Consider the following 23183-nt stretch of genomic DNA (forward strand, 5'->3'; position numbering starts at 1 on the left):
TCCATTCTCTACCCCAACCTCAATACACCCATGAAAGCCATTGTTTTGCGTGAACACGGCGGCACCGACAAGCTGCGCCTGGAAACCGAATTCCCCGATCCCGTCGCCGGTCCCGATGACGTAGTCATCCGCGTCCAGGCCTCCTCATTGAACTATCACGACGTGTTTACGCGCCGCGGCATGCCCGGCATCAAGCTGCCCTTTCCCGTAATCATCGGCCTGGACGTGGCGGGAATCGTGGAACAGACGGGCGCCAACGTGCGCGACTGGAAGCCGGGTGATCGTGTCCTCGTCGACCCGATAGATCGCGTCGACGGCGGACTGGTGGGCGAGACCATCCACGGCGGCCTGGCCGAACTGTGCCGCGTGCCGGCACACCAGCTGCTGCGCCTGCCCGACGAAGTGAGCTTCGACCAGGCGGCCGCGCTGCCCGTGGCCTACGGCACCGCCCTGCGCATGATGAACCGGATCGGCCAGGTACAGCCCGGCGAGAAAGTCCTGATCCTCGGCGCAAGCGGCGGCGTCGGTGTGTGCGCGGTGCAACTTGCCAAGCTCGCGGGAGCGGAAGTCATCGCCTGCGCCGGCAGCCCCGAAAAGGCCGAGGCGCTGCGCGCCCTGGGCGCAGATCACATCATTCTCTACACGGAGGAAGACTTCCTCAAGGCCGTGCAGGAACGCTTCGGCAAGCCATCACGCCGCCGCAGCGGCAAACCCGGCGGCGTGGACGTGGTGGTGAACTTCACTGGCGGCGACACCTGGGTCAAATCGCTGCGCTGCCTGCGTCTGGGCGGACGCCTGCTGACTTGCGGCGCCACGGCGGGATTCGATCCCAAGGAAGACCTGCGCTACATCTGGACCTTCGAGCTGCAGATCCGCGGCTCCAACGGCTGGGAGCGCGAAGACCTGCACGAACTGCTGGCCTTGGTGCGCGACGGACGGTTGCATGTCCATGTGGACCGCAAATGGCCGTTGGAACAGGGCGCGCAAGCGCTGGCCTCGCTGGAGGACCGCAAGATCGTCGGCAAAGTGCTGGTGACGGCATGAGCGCCAATCCCAACACCTTGCCCCCCGGCACGCTCGATGCCGCCGCCATCCAGGCGAAGTTCGACGGCTCGCCTTTCATCGCCTGGCTCGGCCTGTCCGTGCGTGACGTCAAGCACGAACAGGGCGAACTGACCGTGCTGGCTCCCATGCGCCCGGAGTTCGAACGCGGCGCGGCCAGCGGCCAATGGCATGGCGGACCGCTCGCCGCCGTAATCGATACCGTGGGCGACTTCGCCGTAGGCATGTTGCTGGGCCGCGGCCTGCCCACCATCAACTTCCGCGTCGACTATCTGCGCCCTGCCGTGAACACCTCGCTGACCGCCGTGGCCCGGGTTCGGCGCAACGGCCGCAGCGTTGGGGTGGCGGACGTCGATCTCTACAACGACCAGGGCGCGCTGGTAGCCATCGGACGCGCCACCTACGCCACGCTCAGCCAGGGCTGAGCCGGCTTCCATAGGACTTAAAGGACATACATCATGACGACTGCGCAGCGCCCCGGACGGCGCGCCTTCCTCACCCGCAGCGCCGCCGGCGGCCTGGCCGCCGGCCTGGGTTTCGCGCCCCAGGCGCTGCTTGCCGCCACCGCCCAGCCCGGCGCGGACGCAGGTCCCGCCCGCAAGGGCGGCACGCTGGTCGCCAGCTGGGGCGGCCTGGAACCCCAAGCCCTGTTCGTGCCGGGCGGTGGAGGGTCCAGTCCTTTCCAGACGGCCACCAAGATCCTCGAGCGCCTGCTCAAGCTGGACGCCGACCTGAAGTTCCAGCCCGCGCTCGCCCTGTCCGTCACCCCCGCCCCGGACTTCCGCAGCTACACCATCAAGCTGCGCGACGGGGTCACCTGGCACGACGGCGCGCCATTCACGTCAGCCGACGTCGTCTACAACGTGCTGCAGCACTGGAAGCCGATCTCCGCGGGGATCGCGCTCAAGTCGCTGACCGGCGCCACCGCGACCGACCCGCTGACCGTGGTGCTGAGCTTTGATGCGCCCGTGCCGGACTTCTTCCTGAAGTCCACGCTGGCGGGCCAGTTCCAGCTGCTGGTGCCGAAGCACTTGTACGACGGACGGGACATCATCACCAATCCGCTGAACAATACGCCGGTCGGGACCGGTCCCTGGAAGTACGGCAAGTGGGTGCGCGGCAGCCACGTCGAATACCTGCGTAACGACAGCTACTGGAACGCGGGCCAGCCCAACCTGGACCGTCTCATCATCCGCTGGTGGAGCGACCCCGCCACGCGCGGCGCCGCCCTTGAAACGGGCGAGCTGGGCCTGGCCTACTCCAACCCCGTCCCGGCCCGCGACATCGATCGCCTGCTCAAGACCGGCAAGGTGGTGGTCGACACGCGCGGCTACCAGAATTCGGCCTGGACGGTAACCGCCGAGTTCAACCAGCGCCGCGATATCGTCAACCGCCGTGAGGTGCGCCAGGCGATCCTGCATGCCATCGACCGCCAGTTCATCGTCGACACCATCTACTACGGCCGCGGCAAACCCGCCATCGCGCCGGTGTTCAGCAGCAACCCGCTGTTCTACACCGAGGACGTTCCCCGTTATCCCTTCGATCCCAAGAAGGCCGCGGCACTGCTGGACGCTGCCGGCCTGCCCGTAAAGGACGGCAAGCGTTTCACCGTAAACCTGGTGGCCGCCGCCTGGTTCGAAGAAAACGCCAAGCTCGGGCAATACCTGAAGCAGGCGCTCCAGGACGTGGGCATCGAGGTCAAGCTGGATTCCGTGGACCGCGCCACGGCGCTCAAGCGCATCTACGGCGACTATGACTACGACATCGCGGTCTCCAACTTCACCTCGCCCTTGGAACTGGTGCCCACCGTCACCCAGTTCTACACCACGGACGGCATCGTCAAGGGCGCCGCCTTCCGCAATGCGACCGGTTATTCCAACCCCGAGATGGATGCCCTGGTTGCCAAGCTGACCCAGGAGACCGCCCCGGACGCCCGCCGCGCGCTGGCGCATCAGTTCGCGCGGCTGGCATCCACCGACGTGCCTCACGTTCCGCTGGTGGAGATTCAATCCTTCACTCTGGCCGGCAAGAATGTGCGCAACTTCACCACCGGCGCGAACGTCCAGGGCGAGACCCTGGCCGACGTCTGGCTGCAGGGCTGAGGCGCGCGCATGCCGATCCGACTGATCCTGCGCCGGCTCGCCCAGGCTCTCCCGCTGCTGCTGGGCGTGGTGGTGCTGAACTTCGCGCTTATCCAATCCGTGCCTGGCACCTTCCTGGACGTAATGACGGCCGAGCAGCAAGTCACCGATCCGGCGCTCATCGAGCGCCTGCGCGTGACCTATGGCATGGACCAGCCGCCCGCCGTGCAGCTGCTGAAGTACATCGGCTCGGTGGCGCGCGGCGACCTGGGCTATTCCTACCGCCACAATCTGCCGGTGCTGGACGTGATCCTGGCGCATCTGCCGGCCACGCTGTTGCTCATGTGCGCCAGCCTGGCCATTGCCGTCCTCGTCGGCATGGCCGCCGGCATCGTGTCGGCCGTCAAGGTCAACACGTGGTGGGATAGCGCGGTATCCGTCTTCGCGGTGTTGTGCTTTGCCGCGCCGAGTTTCTGGCTGGGCATCATGTTGATCGTGCTGTTCTCGGTAAAGCTCGGCTGGTTCCCGGTGGGCGGCATGGTCACCATCGGGCTGGCGGGCGGCGCGTGGCGCCAGACGCTCGACGTGCTGCACCACCTGGCGCTTCCGGCGCTGGCGCTGGGATTGTTCTACTCCGCTGCCTACGCTCGCGTCATGCGCGCATCGATGCTGGAAGTCAGCCGCATGGACTTCGTCCGCACCGCCTATGCAAAAGGCCTGACGCGCCGCGCCGTGGTGCTGCGTCACGTGCTGCGCAACGCCTTCCTTCCCATCGTGACGCTGCTGGGGCTGCAACTGGGCGCGGTGCTGGGCGGCAGCATCGTCGTCGAAGCGGTGTTCAGCTGGCCCGGCATCGGCGCCGTACTGTTCGACAGCGTCATGAGCCGCAACTATCCCGTCGTCCTGGGCATCCTGGTGCTCAGCTCCTTCGTGGTGATCATCGCCAACATCGCCGTCGACCTGCTCTACACGCGGCTGGACCCGCGCATCAAGGCTGCCTGACATGTCCACCTCCCCCGTTCTTGCTCCCGCCCCGCCTGCGGCGCCCTCCTCTCGCCACGCCTCGTTCGCCGCGCGCTTTGCCCGCAACCGTGGCGCCGTCGCCGGCGCGGTGCTGCTTGCGCTAGTGGCTTTCCTGGCGGCAGGCGCCGGTTGGCTGTATCCCGCCGATCCGCTGCGCATCGTCGGCGCGCCGGAAATCTGGCCTTTCGAATCCTGGCGTTATCCGCTGGGCACCGATTCCATGGGGCGCGACATCGCCGCCATGATCGCGCACGGCGCGCGCGCAACATTGCTGATCGGCCTGGTGGCCGCGGCCACCGCCACGCTGATCGGAGTCAGCGTGGGCGCCGCCGCAGCCTGGGCTGGCGGCTGGGTGGACGAAGGGCTGATGCGCGTGGCCGAGTTGTTCCAGATCATCCCGAACGTTGTGTTCGTGCTGACGGTCGTGTCCATCCTGGGCCCCCGCATCGAACACATCACGCTGGCGGTGGGCTTGGTGTCCTGGCCGCCGATCGCGCGCCTGACGCGTGCCGAGTTCCTGTCCTTCAAGGAGCGGGAATTCGTGCAGGCCTGCCGCGCGCTCGGGATGAGCCCTGTGCGCATCGTCGCGGCCGAGATCCTGCCCAACGCCCTGCCGCCCGTCATCGTGATGTCCTCGCTCGTGGTGGCCGGCGCCATCCTGTACGAATCGGTCGTGTCCTTTCTGGGCCTGGGTGATCCCAACATCGCCAGCTGGGGTCGGCTGGTCGGCGAAGGCCGCAGCCTGATCCGGTCCTCCTGGTACATCTGCGCCGTGCCCGGCGTGGCCATCATGCTTGCCGTGCTGTCGTTGAACCTGGTCGGCGACGGCCTGAACGATGCGCTCAATCCCAAGCTGCAAAAGCGCTGATCTGCCCTTTTTCGGAAATTACCATGACGCACTCCCTGCTCAACCTGGGCCATCTGGCCGATCCGGCGCTGCCCGGCGACCTGCCCGCCATCATCGACCTCCGCCAGCCCGACGCCCCCCAGCGCTACACCCACGAGCAAGTCCGCCACCTGGCCGGCGGCGTCGCCGCCTGGCTGTCCGCTCGCGGCCTGCCGCAGGGCACCCGCATCGCCATCGCCTCGCTCAACCGCGCCGAGTACCTGATCGCCTACTTTGGCATCATGCGGGCGGGATACATGGCCGTGCCCGTGAACATCAAGCAGTCGCAAGAGAACATCGACTACGTGTTGCGCGATGCAGACATCGCGCTCGCATTCGTGGATGGCCCACGCCGCGCCGCCTTCGAAGCCAAGGTGCCGGTGCTGGACTTCGACGATACCGGTCCGCAAGGCTATGCCGCGCAGATTGCCCCCACGGACTTCGGCTTCGTCACCCCGCAAGCCGACGATATCGCCCAGATGCTGTACACGTCCGGCTCGACCGGCAAGCCCAAGGGCGTGCCCCTGACACACCGTGGCCAGCTATGGGCGCTGGCCGCCACCTCGGCCGCCGTGGTCGCGCGCGCCGACACCCAGGAACGCTATCTGCTGGCGCAGCCGCTCTTTCACATGAACGGCCTGTTCATGGCCAAGCGCGCCTTCGCCAGCAACAGCCTGCTCGTGGTCCAGCCTGCCTTCGATGCCGCCGCCTACGCCGACGCGCTCGAGCGCTACCGCATCTCCGTCCTCACCGCGGTACCCACGATGTTCGCGCGGCTGGTGAAAGACCCGGTGCTGCTGCAAGGGCGCGACTTGTCGGCGCTCACCCGCGTAATGCTGGGTTCCGCCCCCATGACCGTGGCACTGCTCGAGCGGATCCAGCGTGCCCTGCCCGGCGTACGCGTGACACATGGCTACGGCACCACCGAGGCCGGCCCCGCGGTGTTCGGGCCGCATCCCGACGGCCTGCCCACACCGGCGCTGTCGCTGGGCTATCCGCTGGACCCCGCGCAAGTGCGCCTGGCGGACGGCCCCAGCCCGGACCAGGGCGTGCTCCTCATAAAAAACCCCGCCGTACTCAGCGGCTATCACAACCTGCCCGAAAAGAGCGCCCAGGTGCTCAAGGACGGCTGGTACAACAGCGGCGACGTGCTGCGGCGCGATGCAGACGGCTTCTATTACTTCGTGGGCCGCGCCGACGACATGTTCGTGTGCTCCGGGGAGAACATCTATCCCGTGGAGGTCGAAAAGCTGCTGGAATCCCATCCCGACGTGCGCCAGAGCTGCGTGGTGCCGCTGCCGGACGAGGAGCGCGGCCACATTCCTGTCGCCTTCGTCGTGCGTCGCGACGGCAGCCAACTGCACGCCGACGCATTGAAGCGCCATGCGCTGGCGCACGGCCCGGCCTACCAGCACCCCCGGCGTATCCGCTTCGTGGACGAACTGCCATGGGCCGGCACCAACAAGGTCGACCGCAACGCGCTGCTGATCGCGGCGCGCCAGCTCGAGGCGCAGCAAGCATGGACCCAACCCGAAACGGAAACCGCATGAGCAACAACCCTTCCCTCGACAGCCTGGCCGGCAAGACCGCATTGGTCACCGGCGCCAGCCGCGGCATCGGCCGCGCCATCGCGTTCACCCTGGGGCGGCGCGGCGCGCGTGTCGCGGTGCATTACAACGCCGCCAGCGATGCGGCCGAGGACGTTGTGCGCCAGATCCGGGACGCCGGCGGCGAGGCCTGGAGCTTGCAGGCCGACCTGGCGCAGCCCGATGCCGCCGCCACACTGGCCCGCGATCTGCGCGCCGCGCTCAAGGAACGCTACGATGACGACGGCCTGGACATCCTGGTCAACAACGCGGGCGTGGGCCTGCGCGCCCGCCTGGCCGAGGTCACGCCGGAAGCGTTCGACCGGGTGCTGCAAGTGAATCTGAAGACTCCCTTCTTCCTCATACAGCAGACCCTGCCCTTCCTGCGCGACCACGGCCGTATCGTGAACATCTCGTCCATGGGCACACGTGCCGCCTACCCCGAAATGAGCGTCTACGCGCCAGCCAAGGCAGGCCTGGAAGCGCTCACCCTCCTGCTGGCGGGCGAACTGGGCGAGCGCGGCATCACCATCAACGCCGTCCTGCCCGGCGCCACCGCCACCGACCTCAACGCGCGCGCCCGCGACCCTGAGCAGAGCAAACTGATCGCAAAGACCATCGCGCTGGGCCGCGTGGGGCAGCCAGACGATATCGCGGATATCGTGGCCTTTCTGGCGTCGAATGAGGGCCGTTGGATTACCGGTCAGAGCATAGACGCGACGGGGGGACAGCGGTTGTAGGGTTGCGGCACACGCCGCCGCGTTGCTCGGGCTTGTCGCCCATGCGAGATTTTTAGTGCATAGTCCAGTAGACTCTCCCGGAGACATTTGAATAACAAAATACTGGCGTTGAATATGCACCAGGCTTTTTGGTGTTCCGCCCCGCAATGACGGCGAATCCTGCACCACGCACATCCTCTCGCAAGAAGACCACCCCGGCGCGCCAACCCGGCGTTGCCCGGGTAAACGCGCGGCGGGATGGCGATGAGACCCGCGAGCGCATGTTGGACGCCGCGGAGGAGCTGTTCGCCGCCCATGGTTTTCACGGAACATCCATGCGGGATGTGGCCGTTGCCATGGGCTGCGGCATCGCGCTGGTGACCTACCATTTCGGCACCAAGGACGTGCTTTTCAGCACCGTCATCAAGCGACGCGCGGCCTATATGGCGCACGAGCGCATTCTTGCCCTGGATCAGGCGCGCGCCAAGGCCAAGGGCAAGCCGGTACCGGTGGAAGACATAGTGACGGGATACGTATGGCCCTTCGTCGAACGCAGCGCGGCGGGCGGCAGAGGCTGGAAAAACTACTCCCTGTTCATCGCCCGCCATGCGAACTCTCCCGAGTTTGCAAAGGTCATCGACCAGCACTACGATCCGGTCGCACGCCAGTACTTGAACGAACTCGAGCGAACCTTTCCCAGCATGCCGCAGGTAGATCTCTACTACGCGTTCAGTCTCATGGTGGGCGCCATGGTTTCAATCGTCGCGGAGCCGGGACGCGTGGAAAACCTGTCTTCCGGCCTGATCAAGGCCAGCGACGTCGAGGCCGCTTTCCAAAGAATGCTGCCTTTCTTCAGCGCGGGTTTCCGGGCGTTGTTGCCGCCTTCCCCCTGACCGGCCCTCTGGGCCATGCCGGCAGCCGCCTATGCCAAGCCAGCGGCCCGCTCCGCGCAACGGATGATGGCCGCGTAGTCTGCGTCGGCGTCGCCATGCGCCGCCGCGGCGTGCAGCGACTGCAGGGTCAACGCAGTCTGCGGCAACGCGACCTGCAAGCGCTCGGCCTCAGCCAGAATCAGTTTCACATCCTTGACCATCTGGGACACGGTGAATGTGGGCGTATAGTCCCGCAACACCAATTGCGCGGACTTCGCTTTGACGATCGGCGACGCTACCGCGCTGTGAGTCAGCACTTCCCACATGTCTTCCCAACGCAGACCGCCCTTGGCGCCAAGCGCGAGAGACTCCGCCAGCATGGCGCTGGTCTGCGCAATCATCAGGTTGACGACCAGCTTCATGAGGCGCGCCTCTTCGCCCTCGCCCAGCCAATATTGGCTGGGTCCGAACAGCTTGAACAGCGGTAGCAAGCGTTCGTAGGCATCCCTCGGGCCAGACACCAGCAATGTCAAATTTGCCGCTTCAGCCATGACGTTGTTTCCAGACACGGTACCCCGCAAGTAGACGATCCGGCTGCCCTGCAGCAGTTCAGCCACGCGGGCGGACATCTCCGGCGAGACAGTGCTTGTGTCGACGTAGAGCGTCCCCGGCCGCGCGTGCCGCGCCACTTCCCCGGCAACCTGCCACAACGCGCCGTCATGAGGCAGCGAGGACAGCAACACCTCCGCCTCCGCCATCCCGGTGGCACCTTGCGCCGCCTTCATGCCCGACGCGACGGCGGCCTGCAGACGCGTCGCGTCCAGGTCTTCGGCACTCACCGCATGGCCCGCGGCCAACAGATGCCTGCCCATGGGCAGACCCATTTTTCCGGCCCCGATCAAATGTATCCTCATGGTCTGACTCTCCCTCACTCAGCCTCGATGCCCAGCTCGGGCAGCACTTTGCGGAAGCGTGCAACATCGGCTTCCAATGCCTTCGCGAACTGCTCGGGGGTCATCAATACCAATTGGGCCTGGCTGAGTTTCAGATAGTCCTGGAATACAGGTTGCCTTGCCGCTTCCGCGATCTGCTTGAATAGGGCTTGGGCTTGCTCGGCCGGCATGCCCCGTGGTGCCAGTACACCAGACCAGGCGGGCACGTCTACGTCCTCATAGCCCAACTCACGGAAAGTGGGCACGCCAGGAAAGTTCGGATCGGACGCCTCCGACGATATCGCCAGCGCCCGCACGCGTCCGTCCTTGATCAGCGGCAACGCCGTCGATGCCCCCATGAACACCATGTTCACGTGTCCGCCCAGGAAGTCGGACACCGGCGATTTGTACGGCACGTGCAAGAGCTTCAGATCGGCCGCGCGGGCAAACAAGGCCCCGATCACGTGGGTGGTATTGCCGATGCCGAATGACCCATAGCTGATCTGGTTGGGACGCGCCTTGGCCGCTGCGATCAGGTCCTGGACCGTCTTATAGGGCGAGTCGGCCTGCACGAGCAGGACGAAGCCGGACGACCGGCTCACGATGGTGATGGGCGTGAAGTCCTTGACGGCGTCGTACGGCAGGTTCTTATACAGCCCGGCGTTGGTAGCATGGCCAGCGGTGGTGAACAACAAGGTTGCGCCATCGGGTGCGGCGCGGGCAACTTCGGTCGTGGCGATACGCCCTCCCGCTCCTGCCTTGTTCTCGACGATCACGCTCTTGCCGCTGATCTTGGCCAGCCCCTCCGCCAGTGCACGCGCCGAAGAGTCGAAAGGGTTGCCTGCGCCCACAGGCACGATGATGCGGGTCAGACTGGGCTCGGCAATCGCCGCCAGGGGCAGGACCGCGGCGGCCAGCGCCAGCGGCGCAAGCAGTCGGGAAATAGTCTTCAACATGGTATGTCTCCTCTCTTGATCACAAACTTACTTCAGGACGCCGGCAATCCAGTCGGCCATGGCGTTGGTCGCCAAACTCATGTTGCCGATGCTGCAATGCTGCTCGCCGCCCTCTTCAGCCGAAAAAATGCGCAGCTCCCGCTCGGGTGCGTTCACGCACTCATCAAAGGTCCGGATGGCATCTGCCACGGGAATCTGTCGGTCGTCGGCACCATGGGTGATGTAGACCGGCACGCGAACACGCTCCAGCACGCCTTCCAGGGTGTAGCGGTCGGTGATAGTCAGGCAGTCCTCGATGCTCTGCTGCCCCAATACCCACTTCACGTGGTCGAAGTAGTGCGGAACCGATTTCTGCGCCGAATAGCTGCCCTCGATGCGGGCGCGAAAGCGCTTGCCCCAGTCATAGTTGGCGCCCCAGGCCACGCAGCACGAAAAGCGCGGCTCGAAAGCGGCCGCGCGTGGCGCGTGGTAGCCGCCCAGGCTCAGCGCCATCATGCCGATGCGCTCCTTGTCCACGTCCGGGCGGGACTCCAGATAGTCGACGCAGGCGCCAGCGGGTAGCTCGGCCTCCGGCCCGTTGTACAGATTGTTCTTGCGCAGCGCTTCGCCCACGCCGGGGTTATCGACCAGCAGGATGGACACGCCGCGCTGCGCCAGCATGGCAGGCAAGCCGCATAGATACAGATACTCCTTCACGCCATCTAGGCCATTGAAGTGCACGATGCACGGCGCGGGCGACTCGTTACTCCCCGCGGACACCATCAACGCAGGCAAGAACGAGCCCTCAAACGGGATCTCCACCCTTACGCAAGTCACCCCCGTGCACTCGACGTATTTACCGAAGGTCCGCAGAAGCTCGTCGTATGCCGCCAGGCGCGGCGGGTAATCGTGCGCAGGGATGCGCTCGCCCGTGATGTACATGACGCAGGCCCGCCGGTATTTTTCACCCGCCGACAGCAGATTCCCGGCTCGTTCATCTTTCTCTGCCGCACGCGCCAGCCTGGCCCCGCCGTCGGCCCAAGCCTGGAAGAAATCGTTGGCGTGCTTCTGGTCATCGTCGACATGCCGTAACGCGCGACAGGCGCGATCGACTTCGTCCATGTTGGCGCCAGCGTCAAGCGCCATCGACAGCGCAAGATTCCATGAGTAAACCTTGAAGTATTCAAGCATCTGAAAGTCCTTGTGTATGAATAGCGGGAGGGATGGGCACGGGCTGCCTGACGGGATCACGCATGCGGCGGTTCCAGCATTCCTATGCGCTCGGCGGCCATCTCGGCCAGCATCAGCGTGGGTAGATTGGTGTTGGCACTGGGGATGCGTGGCATGACCGACGCATCGACCACGTACAGATTGCGAACGCCGTGCACTCGGAAACCCGGATCCACGACCGACATCGCATCCGTCTCGCCACCCATGGCGCAGGTACCGACCGGATGTCCCATCGGCGAGATTGACGACAGGATTTCGCCTTCCGTAATGTCCCGCCCGCCGCCGGCGTACGCTACCGGCGCGCCGCTACCAAACGCCCTTTTGAAAATCGCGCGCCGGATCCGTCCCGGCGCACTGGCGGCCGCTTGCGCGGCAATCGACAACGCTTTGCCGGCAAGTCCCGGACGATTGAACTGTTTCACCGCCAGGGCTCCCGGCAGCAGGAACGCCTCGTGATAATGCGCAGCGACTTCCGGCGCGCGCAGTAGCCGTTCCGCCCGGCGTGCCGCCAGCACCAGGCGGGGCGGATCCGTGGGATCGGACAGGAAACGGAAGTTCACCTCCGGCTGTACTTGCGGATCGCCGCTACTGAGCCGCACGAAACCACGCGACCGGGGGCCATAAAGCGCACTGCCCACTAAAGCGAAACTCGGCCCGAATGACTCGCCGCTGACGCGGCCTATCACGAAGTTAAAGAGATCCCCCCCGTCCGTGCCAGGCAAGCCCGAGGACGAGCGCAGCCCCGCGATCGCGAAGCGCCTGCAGTTCTGCGCCACGCGCTTGCCCCGCGGCAGGCTCAGCGCGAAGAACATATACGGGTGGTTCTGCAGATTGCGCCCTACACCCGGGCGGTCCAGCGCAACGGGGATGCCCAGGCTTTCCAGATCTGCCGCCGGACCGATGCCGGAACGCAAGAGGATGGCGGGCGAGTATATCCCTCCGGCCGACACAATCACCTTATGCGCCTGCAACGCTACAGGCCGACCGCCGCGCAGCGCTTCCACGCCGCTCACCCGGCCGTTTGTCAGGCGAAGTCGCGCCACTTGCGTGTCCGCCATGATCTCCAGGTTTGGCCGGGCGCGGACCGACTGGGACAGATAGCAGCTTGCGGCGCCGACCCTTTGTTCCCCGTCTATCGCGTTCGGCATGGCAAAAAAACCATCGTGCGGCTGCTCGTTGATATCGTGCACGAACGGAAGTCCGTCATCCTGCGCGACCCGCCCCATGGCGCGCGCGAACGGGGGCCACAGCGCCTGTGGCGTGCGTTCGATGGTATGGGCCCCTGTTTGCCGACCCGGGCGGTCACGATCGTTTTCGATCCGGCGGAAATACGGCAATACCGCATCCCAGGAAAGATCCCCGGCTCCCGCGCGCGCCCAACCCTCATAGTCCGAAGGCACACCGCGTAGCGCGAACAAACCGTTGATGCTTGACCCGCCTCCCAGTACTCGGGCCTGCGGATAAGGCGCGGCCATGCCGCTGTCCACGCCTCGTGCTGTCAGGCCGCCCCAAAAGTAGTCCGGATTGAGCGTGGCCGTTGGAAAGGGGTCCCGGATATCCGCCGGCACCCGCCCCGGCGTGACATCGGCCCCCGCTTCCACCAACAGGACCCGGTGCGCGGGGTTCTCCGACAGGCGAGCCGCCAACACCGAACCGGCCGTGCCTCCCCCGACGATCAGAAAGTCGTACTCCTTGCCCGCGCTCATTGTTCCGGCCTCGCACCAATCCTGGCGTCGTCCACCTTCCACATCACGATAAGCTTGATTGCCATGATCTTCAGGCCGGAGGAAAGCCCGCCATTTGTGGCCAAAGGTTGACGAACGGCAAGACTGACGCCTTCTCATACAGTCCGGCCTTGGTAAAGGGTTCGTCCGCCATCCAGCGTTCGGCTGCTGCCCGGTTTTCAAAGTCAATGACGAGCAGGCTACCCAGCATCGTGTGCCCATCGTCCCGAGTCAGCGGTCCGGCAAAGGCGATCTTGTCCGCCACGGCCGACAGATAGATCTTGTGCTCAGGCCGGATGCGTTGACGCAAGTCCCCGGCATCAGGACGGTCGATCAAGTGGAAGGCGAATAGCAAAGAAACTCTCCTTGTCTGAAGGAATTTCAGGGGTTGACGTAGCCGTCGCGCGCAAGCTCGTCGGAAGCCGTTGCCGCCGAGGCGGGATTCAGCACAAAACGGAAATCCAGCGTGTAGAACGGCGTGTCGCAGTGCGATCCGTCAGGCGCCAACCCGGGCGGGTGTTCCACCCAGTCCGCGATAAGCGAAGAACGCACGCCAAACACGGCGTCCGAATCGAGATAGCGATCTCCGTTGCGGAACACGTGCGTGATCAGGCGCTCGTAGCCAGGCGCGGTAATCATGAAATGCAGATGTGCCGGCCGCCAAGGATGGCGCCCCAGTGCCTGCAGCATCTTGCCGACCGGCCCGTCATGCGGAATCGGATAGGCTTCGGCGCGGATGGTCCGGAAGTGAAAACGTCCAAGCTCGTCGGCCACCAACGTCGCGCGCGCGCGCTGCGGCGCGTCTTCCCCGTACTGCACGTCGTAGAAGCCGGCCTCGTCCGCCTGCCATACTTGCAGCTCGGCATTGGAAACTGGGCGATCGTCCAGGCCCACGACCACGCCACGCACATGGCAGGGCTCGCCCGGCGCGCCATTGGCCACGTCGCCCCCTAAATCCACCCGTCGGGAGTCTTCGACATGGAAGGGCCCGAATACAGTTGCCTCCGTGCACCCCTTGGGCTTCCGATTGTTCAATGCCGTCACCAGCATGGACAAGCCCAGCGTGTCCGACAGCAGGATGAATTCCTGGCGCGTTTCGGTCGTGATATGCCCGACTTCGGTAAGAAAGCGAATGCCTTCGAACCATTCCGCTTCAGTCAGCGCCACATCGCGCCCAAAGGCGTGCAGGTGCTGCACCAGACTGGTCATGATTTCGCGCAGCCGCGGGGCTGCGTCAGCGTGCATGCCAATGACTGCCCGAGTGATGTTGTCTTCGTCGAGGTTGATCACTCTCGTCTCCGTTGAGTTATGCCATCAATTTTGTACACTTGATCAACTTAACGCAATCAATTTGCCGTAAATGCGTTTTCCGCGAGGCGGAAAAGCCAGGGTTTCCCCTATACGCGCATGAGTAACGCCGCCATACGAGCGGCGACAGGAGACGTAATGGACCGTTGGACCGAAATGGAATTGCTGGTGCAGACCACGGAGCTCGGCAGCATGTCGCGCGCGGCGGAAGCGTTGAATATGTCCAACGCGGCGGCGAGCCGGCATTTGGCGGCGCTGGAGGCCAGGGTTGGCGCCCGTCTCATGCAGCGCAGCACGCGCGGCCTCACCTTGACGGAGGCCGGCGAGAGTTTCTATCAGAGTTGCAAAAGCGTACTGTCCGATATCAAGGACGCCGAGGCGGCGGCCAGCGCTACCGCTCTCAACCCCACGGGCACGCTGCGTGTCACGGCCTCTCTATCCTTTTCGATGCAACACATCGCCCCCCTGCTGAAGGAGTACACAGCCCGCTACCCGAACGTGCGCGTGTATGTCGAGGTTTCCAACCGGTACCATGACCTGATCGACAACAACATCGACGTCGCGATCCGCACACGCGAGTTCGAGCGCGACTCCAACACCACCATCCGGCGCCTGGCGGCCACGCGCCGCATTCTCGCAGCCTCGCCCGGCTACCTCAATGTCCACGGCGCGCCGCAAAGCGTCGAAGACCTGGCGCAGCGTCCGCTCCTCCTCTATACCTACGCCAATTGCCCAAATGAACTCAAGTTCCGCCGCGGCGACGAGACGCGCAGCCTTCGGGTCCAGGGATTGCTGGAGTCGAACGACGGCCAGGTGTTGCGCGCGGCCGCACTCAGCGGCCTGGGCATCCTCGTCCAACCCAAGTACATACTCTACGAAGACCTGGTGGCCGGGCGGCTGGTCTCGGTATTGGATGACTGGGACCTGCCGCAGCTCAGCGTCAACATTGCCTTCCAGAGCCGGCGTCACATGTCAGCCAAGGTACGGACATTCATCGACTTCCTGGTCGCGCACTTCGACCGGATGGACTATCACCGCAAATGGACGGCATTCGATGGCGTTCTCCCGGTCGCATCTGGCTAGCCAACGACCGGGGGGACAGCGGTTGTAAAGAACATATCCAACCGGGTCAGGGACGCCCAGCCGCCGTAATGACAATCTCCACACGTCGATTCTTGGCCCTGCCCTCTGGCGTCGAATTGCTTGCAACGGGTCGAGCTTCGCCAAACCCTTGCGCGGAAATCGAGTTGGGCGGCACTCCTTTTTCAGTCAGGAAATGGGCCACGTTGTCCGCGCGGGCCGAAGACAGCTCCAGATTGGACGGGAATTGCCCCCTGAGTTGCGGCCCGATCGGTTCATTGTCAGTGAAACCTTGGACCACGACCTGCTTGCCCGGCAGGTCGGAGAGCGTGGGAGCGATCTTGGCCAGCGTCTGCTCGCCCTTTGCACTAAGCCTCCATCCGCCTTCCGGAAACAGTATTTCATTGACCATCGTCACCTTCAGCTCGCCCTGCAGTTGCGTGATCTCCGCACGATCGCCACTCAGTTCGGCCGAGAGCTTTTGATTCAAAGCCGCATACTCCGCCGCCATCCGGGCCTCATTGTCATAGGCCTTCTTGGTTACACAACCGGAAATCGCCAACACCGCGCACAGGGCCAAAGTAGTTTTGTGAAGCCTCATTTCCATTCTCCACCTGGGTCAAAATCGATCGAACGACACCACGCATGGCGCCAGCTTAGGTATTATTCCTGGGCGCCTCTTATCCGATTTCTGCCTGCCCGGAGGCGCCAATAGGTTCCCGCAACTACACGTGGACAATAGGCACAAGTGAAGAACCTCACCACTCATATGACGCCAATATCCGGGCGCATGGGCAGGAATTTCGGCGCAGGTGCTCCCCCAGTGAAGTCGGTCAGAGTTTTGGCTGGGGTGTCTGGACTAGTGCGGGAGGTTTATGGGGAAAGAATCCTGCAGCTTGCCAAGCAATCCATCATGCTCGATATCGAAGTCATCGAGCAGCAGGAGTGCTTTATTCCGCAGATCGTCGTGACGGAATACCTTTGGGAAATCGAAAGGCGTGCCAAGGAAATAAACATAGGCCTGCTTGCCGCGCCCATCCTGTCACTGACGAATTTCGGCCACTGGGGCAAGTATGTGCTGGCGGCTGAAACGCTGGGTGAAGCGCTTGTGAGGGCGGCGGCGTCGCTGAACTACCACGGTACAGGCGACAGGATGCAACTTCGGCTAGAAGGCGCAATGGCCAGGATCAGCTATACCCACGCCACGCGAGGACGGCGGGGATATTCGCACGTTGCCAGTGGCACCATTGCCGTGGTGCTCAGCATCCTACAGTCCTACTTGGGCACGGATTACTTTCCGCATCGAATCGAACTGGATGTTCCGCGCCCGCAAAGCGATACACTTTTCGGCGATACGTTTCTTTGTCCGGTCGTCTTCGATGCGCCGGAGATATCGGTCTGCATCGAGGCCGACAAACTGAATCGAGTGAGCCGCGGACCAGCCAGGACCACGCTAATCACCATCGAAGATGTGGGTCGAGCCCTTGCCGAACCCGCCGGCGTGGACAATTACCTGGGAGTTGTAGTCTCGTACATCCGAGCCCAAGTCCAAGCCGGCACCTTATCCATAGAAAGCACGGCAAAGGCCATGGACACCAGCGTGCGCACGCTGCAACGCGTACTACGCCGCGATAATGGCGTGGACTTTCGCGAGCTGGCCAATGTCGTTCGCCTGAGGCGGGCCGAAGAGCTCCTGCGCGGCACCAACGTTTCCATCACGCAGATTGCGATGGATTTCGGCTATTCATCGCCCGCCAACTTTTCCCGTGCGTTCAGGAAGGCAAGCGGCCTGGCCCCGCACGAATATCGTCAAAGACTGCTCGCGAAATAGCCATACTGACAAGGCGCCGGATCTTAAAAGCGTATGGTGATGCCGGCCATCGGGCCTTGCAGTACCGCGTCGAACTTGAAATCCCCTTTGCTGTAATCCACGCCAACCGCACGATAGCCAATGGCCGCCGAGACGGTTTTTGTCAGGTTGTAGCCTAGCCCCAGGCCAACGTCCCAATCCGCTTCCGCCCCCCCGGCGCCTATCAGCCCCCAGCCAGTGAGGTAGAGCTTCTGGCTCAGAATGTAGTTTCCCCGCACACCCACCAGGGCATCGACCCAGGTGGCGCCGTCGCTGCGCTTCCTGCCGTCCAGCAATGAACCCTTGAGCGTAACGTCCATGTCCACTGACCAGACGCGCAAGCCGGCGACCACGTCCAACTGATGGGGAGAGTCCTCCAGGACGGAGTAGCCCATTCCAAGCAAGCCTGCAAAAGTCGACGTCTTCACATCCGCGCTGGTAGCCAGGACGCCGTGTGGCGTATCTCCTTGAGAACCAATCTTCGTATAAATAAGATCGCCAAAAATGCTATAGCGGCCCTTGCGAGCGTCGCCAATAAGCATCGCACCGAAGTCGAGATCATCAAACAGTTTGCCAAAATCCGCGTGGACGTCGATGACCGGAGATCGTGCTCCAGAGAGCTTTCCGGATAGTCCTGCCGCCCAGAAGTAAGGCGTCATCGATAACTTCCACTCTTGCGCCGGAGCCGCCATGACAGTGGCCTCAGGTCTTCCGTCGCCCTGCCCTCCTTCAGCTGCCGTGCCGGGCCCCGCATATACCAGGCCGCAAGCCAGCCAACTCATGATTTTTTTTCTCATTCGCACTTAATCCGACAAGCAAGACACGGCGGATGCCATCCGCCGTGCAGGAACACCAGCCATTGGGGCGTGGTCCTAAGCCACTATTCAGGTCACTCTTCTTACCGGCGGGACGGACCATGATCCGTTGATGATCGAGGGATCGCTTTCATTGGGCCAATAGAGCCGCAACATCAGAATGAACTTTCCCTTGGGCGCGGGCAGCCAATTCGATTCCAGATCCGGACCGGGCGACTCGTTCTGTATGAGCAAATCAATCGAGCCATCCGCCTTGGCCTTCAAGGGCTGACGGGCGCTGATGGAGTAACGGTTCAGCGGATTGTCCACGAAGAAATAGTCCGCGTCGTACATCGTGAGGGACCAGAATCCAGACACGGGCGGAGTCAGGCCCTTCTTGAACGTCAGCACGTACCTTTCCGCTCCGTCGTAAGCCCGCTTTATCGCCCCATTGTCAGACCGTAAAGAAGTGGGATAGACCGCGTCCTGCGGACGGTTCGCGCCCAGCCCGATGGCAGCGATCAGGGCGCGCTGGATGTAATCAGTGCCGTAAATACCCGTCTTGGTGGTAAAGCCCCAACCGTCAATTTCCTGGATATCGCCTTTGCTGTTTTTGAAATGCGCCATGATCTGCCCGAATGCAGCGGCGGGCAGACGTTTGGCAAAGTCCGCGTCAAGCTTCCGTTTGTCGAAGTCCTTGCCGGGCACGATGCCGATCGATGCCAGTCTCTCCAGTATCGGACCATCCACGGTAGATGGGGGATTGCGCTTAAGCAGTTCCGCAAATAGCGAAAAATACTCCACCGCATCCATTCTGTTGACCTGCTCGCGCACCGACATCTTCATATCGATCGCTGGGTCCACCTTCCCTTTGGGCGCTTGCCAGTCCTTCCCCCAGGCGCTCAGCGGGCACAGCTTCACTTCATCCTGAAGCTTGTGGACCTTCGCGTAGTCTTCCGGGGTTCCCGAACAGTAGATTCGACCGAGCAGCCAGACGATGCTCGTGGGAGACTTGTACTGGACCATGCCCTGCGGCACGGTTCCCTCCCACCGCGGCCCGGTGACCACAAAGGTCTGCGCGCCCGTACCGGTGGTGCGCTTTCCTGGTACGTCGAAAACGGTGGTCCATCCGTCCAGCATCGGAAACAGCGCGTATCGATCTTGCAAGTCCGGCAGGCTTACAACCCACGGCTCATCGCCCACGTCGAAGAACGCCGTTGTGTACAAGGTGTCGGCATTGGGCGCGGTGACGTCGCGAAACTTGGCGTCGGGGTAATGACGCAATTTGATGAGATGCCCCATAGGCGCCCGCGTGCCTTTCGGCGCCTCCACATTGGTGATAACCCGTCGGGTCATTTCCATCGTGACGAGCGGGTAGGCATAAACATAGGCGTCAATCGCCGCGGAGAACTGGTCTTCCGCCTCGGGAAAATCCGCAACAAACCCTCCTGCGGCGCGCGCCGAGCCCGGCAATGAGCCAGCCGCCAGCAGAGCAACTCCAGCGGTATTGAACTTCCGACGTGATAGCTTCATTCGAATGCTCCAACAAATAAAGTTGTAAAGCCAATCGGGATACGCTTCAGAAAGTATTGCCAGGCAGCTGATTCGAACGGGCCGCGTCGCCCATCCTCAGGGAAGCCAGTACGCCTTGCGCCGACAGCAATGCCGACTTGAGTGGCAAATCTCTGGACACAGAGACTAATGACGAGCAAAACGCGACGCCACTCATTTTGCGCCAAGCGTCCTACGACCGAAGCCTGCTTGGCGCGAAATGAGTGGCAAGGCCCAGAGCCCCCTCGCTAAGCTTTGCGCGACGGTTCAACGATCACGTTTCGGCCAGCGCCAATCCGATCGTTGCTCGGACATCCCGGTTTCGTAACCAGAGGGCTGAACGCCATGCATGTCAAAAAGCTATTTGTGTCGATAATGGTGCTGTGCAGCGTCAGCCTCGCGGTCACGGACACGGGCCTCGCGCAGGATGCCATTACATCGCCGGCTGCCAAGCAGATAGGCGTCGGCAAGCCCCAGATCGAACCGGCGCTCATCGTGCTTAATGCTCGCGCCGCTCGGCTGGAAAATGGGAAACTCGTGCTTTCGGGCGTTGCGCCGAATTCCATCATGTTCGCGGACCGGCCTGTACGAGCGGCGGGCCATGTGCAAACCGCACATCTGCTTGATGAATGGGCGGTCGGATCGAACAATTTTGCAATCGATCCTCCCAACGCCACCATCTCGGTCCTGAACAGAAGCGGCTCGGCGGTGACGGACGCAGTCGTCACGTTGAAGTCCCCGAAGCTCGACGGCGACAATCTGGTTTTCGCAGTGGAAATTCTGGAAGGCAACCTGACCGACGCGGAAGGCCCGGCATCGGTGTTCATTGATATTATCGGCCTGCCGTTTACGCCCTTGTCGTTCGCTGGCGTGGCCCGGCGCACGGCTTACCGTAGCGCCTGGTACGCAGGCGCGGCAGCTGCCTCGGCCTCCTATTATGCGCACCCACGCTGCGGCTACTATCCCCTTCCTCCTTGCTATTGATTCCCCCCGGGCTCTCTAAATGCCGGTTGCGCGAAGACATTTTCATACTGCCGCAGGTCTTCCGACGAATAGCAGCAAAAGATCACCTCCTTGAGAGATGAGTCCCTGGACAAACTTTCCCGGACGCTCCTGATAGCGGTTTCCGCCGCCAACTCAATGGGATAGCCATATATACCCGTGCTGACACAGGGAAACGCAATCGAAGCAATGGCTCGTTCTTCCGCCAGCTCAATGCATCGGCGATAGCAGCTGGCCAGCAATGCCGGTTCCCCGCTATCCCCGCCCCGCCACACCGGCCCCACCGTATGAATAATGTATTGAGCGGAAAGCCGATACGCTTTGGTCACCTTTGCGTCGCCCGTCTTGCAGCCGCCAAGCAGCCTGCATTCCTGCACCAAGTCCGGGCCTGCGGCACGATGGATGGCGCCGTCGACTCCACCGCCGCCTAGCAAGGAAGAGTTCGCTGCATTGACAATCGCATCCACATGCAGCTTCGTAATATCCGACTGGATGGCACGCAGGGTTGTAGGCATATTTTTCTCCTTGCAAGCGCGACCGAAGGCGTAACACTATCAGACTACAATTTCGCCTGCTGGTGACTCCAAAATTGTAGTCTGGCCGCTTCAACTGTATGTGAAACAGCGTCTGCCACGATAGCTACCGCCGGTGTCGCGCGCATCCCGCTGTTCTAAGGACAAACGAGGAAATGAATACTCCCGCCAAATGGCGCGACCGCTACACAGACGCAACTATCGAACGCCAGAACATAGGAGAGTCAGGCGCCGACGTCTTCCGCATCCGCCCGGGCAAGGGACAGGATCTGTTTTTGAAGTCCGAGCCGGTAGGCATGCTCAACGAGCTTCCCGACGAGATTGCTCGTCTTCGTTGGCTGAATCAGCATGGCCTGCCCGCCCCTTCAGTGCTGGACACGGCAACGGAAAACCACCGCCACTGGCTGCTCATGACCGCGCTGCCCGGCCATGACCTGGCCAGCGCAACCGACCTCGCCCCGGAGCAAATCGTGGGCATCATGGCCGCGGCGCTACGCAGGCTGCATCAGACGCCTGTTGCGGAATGTCCCTTCGACCACCGATTAGACGCACGCATCGCGGCCGCCCAGGACCGCGCACGCGCCGGCCTGGTCGATGAGACGAATTTCGATGAACAGCGCCAGGGGCAAACCGCCATGGACCTGCTCCAAGAACTGTTGTCTTCCAGGCCAATGGGCGCGGACGATCTGGTGGTGACCCACGGCGATGCCTGCCTGCCCAACTTCATGGCTGACGCCGGTGAGTTCACCGGCTTTCTGGACTGCGGCCGCCTCGGAATCAGTGATCGTTTCCAGGACCTGGCGCTTGCTGCCCGCAGCATCGAGCGCAATCTTGGGGCCGCATGGGTCGCCCCATTCTTTCGGGAATATGGAGTCTTGCCCGACGAGCGGCGCATTGCGTTTTATTGTCTGCTGGACGAGTTCTTCTGAGCAGCTCGTCCGAAGCTCCGGCCACCGCTACCGCCGCACACCATTTCCGCGCCCGATTGCGCTCGAAGCAGCCGGCGCTACCGCAGTCGGCCGCTACAGGCTAAAGTGGCTCGTCTATAAAAATCGAGGACGGGGTGGCATGGCCGACGCAAGCACGCTTTTTGACGACAACGCCGTATACAGAACCTTGTTGGAGTCGACCAAGGCGATTCCCTGGAAGATCGATTGGGCAACGATGAAATTCGCCTATATCGGCCCCCAGATCGAAGAGTTGCTGGGCTGGAGCCCGGAAAGCTGGGTCAGCGTGGAAGACTGGGCCATGCGCATGCACCCGGATGATCGCGAACATGTGGTGAATTTCTGCGTCACGCAATCCCAGGCGGGCCTGGACCATGAGGCGGACTACCGCGCGCTGACCAAGGACAACGGCTACGTGTGGATTCGCGACGTCGTGCATGTGGTCCGTAATGACCAAGGCGAAGCCGAAGCACTGATCGGGTTCATGTTCGACATTACCGAACGCAAGAAGACCGAGGAAAAGCTGCTTAGCCTCCAGAAAGAGCTGGAGGCCCTGTCCTTCAAGGATGGCCTGACGAATATCGCCAACCGGCGTCGCTTCGACAGTAGTTTCGACCTGGAATGGCAGCAGGCGCGTAGCGAACGCCGGCCTTTGTCCGTGCTGTTGTTCGATGTCGACTATTTCAAGCAGTACAACGACTTATACGGCCACACGCAGGGTGACAAGTGCCTGGTGGAAATCGCCCAGACGCTGGCCCTGGCACTGGACGGCCCTCGAGATCTGGTCGCGCGCTACGGCGGCGAAGAGTTTGTCGTCCTGCTACCCGAAGCCGACGCCGACGTGGCCCGGAAAGTCGCGGAACGCTGCCAGCGGCTGCTACAGAAGAAGTCCATCGTGCATGCGCTCTCGCCGCATGGCAGGCGCGTCACCGTCAGCATAGGAGCGGGCACCGTGGTGCCGGGCGGACAGGTCGAACCCGCAAGTTTCATCAAGGCCGTGGACCAGCAACTCTATGCCGCCAAGAACAATGGACGTAATCGCACAGAGCATGTGCAGCTCGAAGGCTAG

The 23183-nt window shown here is 63.0% G+C and carries 23 protein-coding genes; 13 read left to right on the plus strand and 10 right to left on the minus strand.

What is annotated here, in order from left to right; translation table 11 throughout:
• The first annotated feature begins 30 nt into the window (after nucleotides 1-30).
• From CEY08_RS12675 to CEY08_RS12710, 8 genes are all read left to right on the plus strand, one after another.
• On the plus strand, nucleotides 31-1044 hold the full coding sequence (locus CEY08_RS12675; RefSeq protein WP_042793482.1) for a quinone oxidoreductase family protein: 1014 nt from the start codon (nucleotides 31-33) through the stop codon (nucleotides 1042-1044).
• The gene (locus CEY08_RS12680) at nucleotides 1041-1487 is read left to right on the plus strand and encodes a PaaI family thioesterase (RefSeq protein ID WP_042793481.1); all 447 of its coding nucleotides are present in this window, start codon (nucleotides 1041-1043) and stop codon (nucleotides 1485-1487) included. The genes CEY08_RS12675 and CEY08_RS12680 overlap by 4 nt, the downstream gene beginning before the upstream one ends.
• 33 nt (nucleotides 1488-1520) lie before the next feature.
• Entirely contained in the window at nucleotides 1521-3164 is a 1644-nt protein-coding gene (locus CEY08_RS12685) for an ABC transporter substrate-binding protein (protein ID WP_042793480.1), read from the plus strand.
• A 9-nt stretch (nucleotides 3165-3173) separates the two neighbouring features.
• Entirely contained in the window at nucleotides 3174-4145 is a 972-nt protein-coding gene (locus CEY08_RS12690; RefSeq protein ID WP_076813355.1) for an ABC transporter permease, read from the plus strand.
• Nucleotide 4146: 1 nt separating this feature from the next.
• Nucleotides 4147-5034, plus strand: coding sequence for an ABC transporter permease (locus tag CEY08_RS12695; RefSeq protein WP_076813353.1), 888 nt, complete (start codon nucleotides 4147-4149; stop codon nucleotides 5032-5034).
• Between the two features lie 23 nt (nucleotides 5035-5057).
• Nucleotides 5058-6602 carry a class I adenylate-forming enzyme family protein gene (locus tag CEY08_RS12700; protein WP_076813351.1) on the plus strand — a complete coding sequence of 515 codons (1545 nt, stop codon included), beginning with the start codon at nucleotides 5058-5060 and terminating at the stop codon, nucleotides 6600-6602.
• The gene (locus CEY08_RS12705; protein WP_076813349.1) at nucleotides 6599-7378 is read left to right on the plus strand and encodes an SDR family oxidoreductase; all 780 of its coding nucleotides are present in this window, start codon (nucleotides 6599-6601) and stop codon (nucleotides 7376-7378) included. Before CEY08_RS12700 ends, CEY08_RS12705 begins: the two co-directional genes overlap by 4 nt.
• 131 nt (nucleotides 7379-7509) lie before the next feature.
• Nucleotides 7510-8250, plus strand: coding sequence for a TetR/AcrR family transcriptional regulator (locus tag CEY08_RS12710; RefSeq protein WP_232033886.1), 741 nt, complete (start codon nucleotides 7510-7512; stop codon nucleotides 8248-8250).
• 29 nt (nucleotides 8251-8279) lie between these two features.
• Here the strand turns inward: CEY08_RS12710 and CEY08_RS12715 are convergent, their stop codons facing one another.
• From CEY08_RS12715 to CEY08_RS12740, 6 genes are all read right to left on the minus strand, one after another.
• A complete protein-coding gene (locus tag CEY08_RS12715; RefSeq protein WP_076813346.1) occupies nucleotides 8280-9143 on the minus strand; it encodes an NAD(P)-dependent oxidoreductase in 864 nt (287 codons plus the stop codon).
• 14 nt (nucleotides 9144-9157) lie between these two features.
• Entirely contained in the window at nucleotides 9158-10117 is a 960-nt protein-coding gene (locus tag CEY08_RS12720; protein ID WP_076813344.1) for a Bug family tripartite tricarboxylate transporter substrate binding protein, read from the minus strand.
• A gap of 27 nt (nucleotides 10118-10144) precedes the next feature.
• On the minus strand, nucleotides 10145-11287 hold the full coding sequence (locus CEY08_RS12725; RefSeq protein ID WP_076813342.1) for an alpha/beta hydrolase family protein: 1143 nt from the start codon (nucleotides 11285-11287) through the stop codon (nucleotides 10145-10147).
• A gap of 56 nt (nucleotides 11288-11343) precedes the next feature.
• A complete protein-coding gene (locus CEY08_RS12730; RefSeq protein ID WP_076813339.1) occupies nucleotides 11344-13032 on the minus strand; it encodes a GMC family oxidoreductase in 1689 nt (562 codons plus the stop codon).
• A gap of 70 nt (nucleotides 13033-13102) precedes the next feature.
• Nucleotides 13103-13405, minus strand: coding sequence for a YciI family protein (locus tag CEY08_RS12735; RefSeq protein WP_076813337.1), 303 nt, complete (start codon nucleotides 13403-13405; stop codon nucleotides 13103-13105).
• Nucleotides 13406-13431: 26 nt separating this feature from the next.
• Nucleotides 13432-14340, minus strand: a complete 909-nt coding sequence (locus tag CEY08_RS12740) for a dioxygenase family protein (RefSeq protein ID WP_076813334.1) — start codon at nucleotides 14338-14340, stop codon at nucleotides 13432-13434.
• A gap of 156 nt (nucleotides 14341-14496) precedes the next feature.
• Here CEY08_RS12740 and CEY08_RS12745 point away from each other — a divergent pair, with 156 nt between their 5' ends.
• Entirely contained in the window at nucleotides 14497-15441 is a 945-nt protein-coding gene (locus tag CEY08_RS12745; protein WP_076813331.1) for a LysR family transcriptional regulator, read from the plus strand.
• A 46-nt stretch (nucleotides 15442-15487) separates the two neighbouring features.
• On the opposite strand, the gene CEY08_RS12750 is transcribed toward CEY08_RS12745, so the two are convergent.
• A complete protein-coding gene (locus CEY08_RS12750) occupies nucleotides 15488-16039 on the minus strand; it encodes an OmpA/MotB family protein (protein ID WP_076813329.1) in 552 nt (183 codons plus the stop codon).
• 312 nt (nucleotides 16040-16351) lie between these two features.
• On the opposite strand from CEY08_RS12750, the gene CEY08_RS12755 reads away from it, so the two are divergent.
• Nucleotides 16352-17269 (plus strand): helix-turn-helix transcriptional regulator, encoded by a 918-nt coding sequence (locus CEY08_RS12755; RefSeq protein WP_076813327.1) that lies wholly within the window; start codon nucleotides 16352-16354, stop codon nucleotides 17267-17269.
• A gap of 23 nt (nucleotides 17270-17292) precedes the next feature.
• On the opposite strand, the gene CEY08_RS12760 is transcribed toward CEY08_RS12755, so the two are convergent.
• The gene (locus tag CEY08_RS12760) at nucleotides 17293-18084 is read right to left on the minus strand and encodes a hypothetical protein (RefSeq protein ID WP_076813325.1); all 792 of its coding nucleotides are present in this window, start codon (nucleotides 18082-18084) and stop codon (nucleotides 17293-17295) included.
• An 87-nt stretch (nucleotides 18085-18171) separates the two neighbouring features.
• Complete coding sequence (locus CEY08_RS12765; RefSeq protein WP_076813322.1) at nucleotides 18172-19614, minus strand: DUF1254 domain-containing protein; 1443 nt, start codon at nucleotides 19612-19614, stop codon at nucleotides 18172-18174.
• A gap of 363 nt (nucleotides 19615-19977) precedes the next feature.
• On the opposite strand from CEY08_RS12765, the gene CEY08_RS12770 reads away from it, so the two are divergent.
• Nucleotides 19978-20616 (plus strand): hypothetical protein, encoded by a 639-nt coding sequence (locus tag CEY08_RS12770; RefSeq protein WP_197723186.1) that lies wholly within the window; start codon nucleotides 19978-19980, stop codon nucleotides 20614-20616.
• On the opposite strand, the gene CEY08_RS12775 is transcribed toward CEY08_RS12770, so the two are convergent.
• Nucleotides 20610-21149, minus strand: a complete 540-nt coding sequence (locus CEY08_RS12775; RefSeq protein WP_042793470.1) for an O-acetyl-ADP-ribose deacetylase — start codon at nucleotides 21147-21149, stop codon at nucleotides 20610-20612. The two genes, CEY08_RS12770 and CEY08_RS12775, sit on opposite strands and share 7 nt — an antisense overlap.
• A 173-nt stretch (nucleotides 21150-21322) precedes the next feature.
• Between CEY08_RS12775 and CEY08_RS12780 the strand changes: the two genes are divergently transcribed.
• Complete coding sequence (locus CEY08_RS12780; protein ID WP_076813318.1) at nucleotides 21323-22096, plus strand: APH(3')-II family aminoglycoside O-phosphotransferase; 774 nt, start codon at nucleotides 21323-21325, stop codon at nucleotides 22094-22096.
• Nucleotides 22097-22235: 139 nt separating this feature from the next.
• Nucleotides 22236-23183, plus strand: coding sequence for a sensor domain-containing diguanylate cyclase (locus CEY08_RS12785; protein ID WP_076813316.1), 948 nt, complete (start codon nucleotides 22236-22238; stop codon nucleotides 23181-23183).

This window comes from Achromobacter insolitus (assembly GCF_002209555.1).
GTDB lineage: Bacteria > Pseudomonadota > Gammaproteobacteria > Burkholderiales > Burkholderiaceae_B > Achromobacter > Achromobacter insolitus.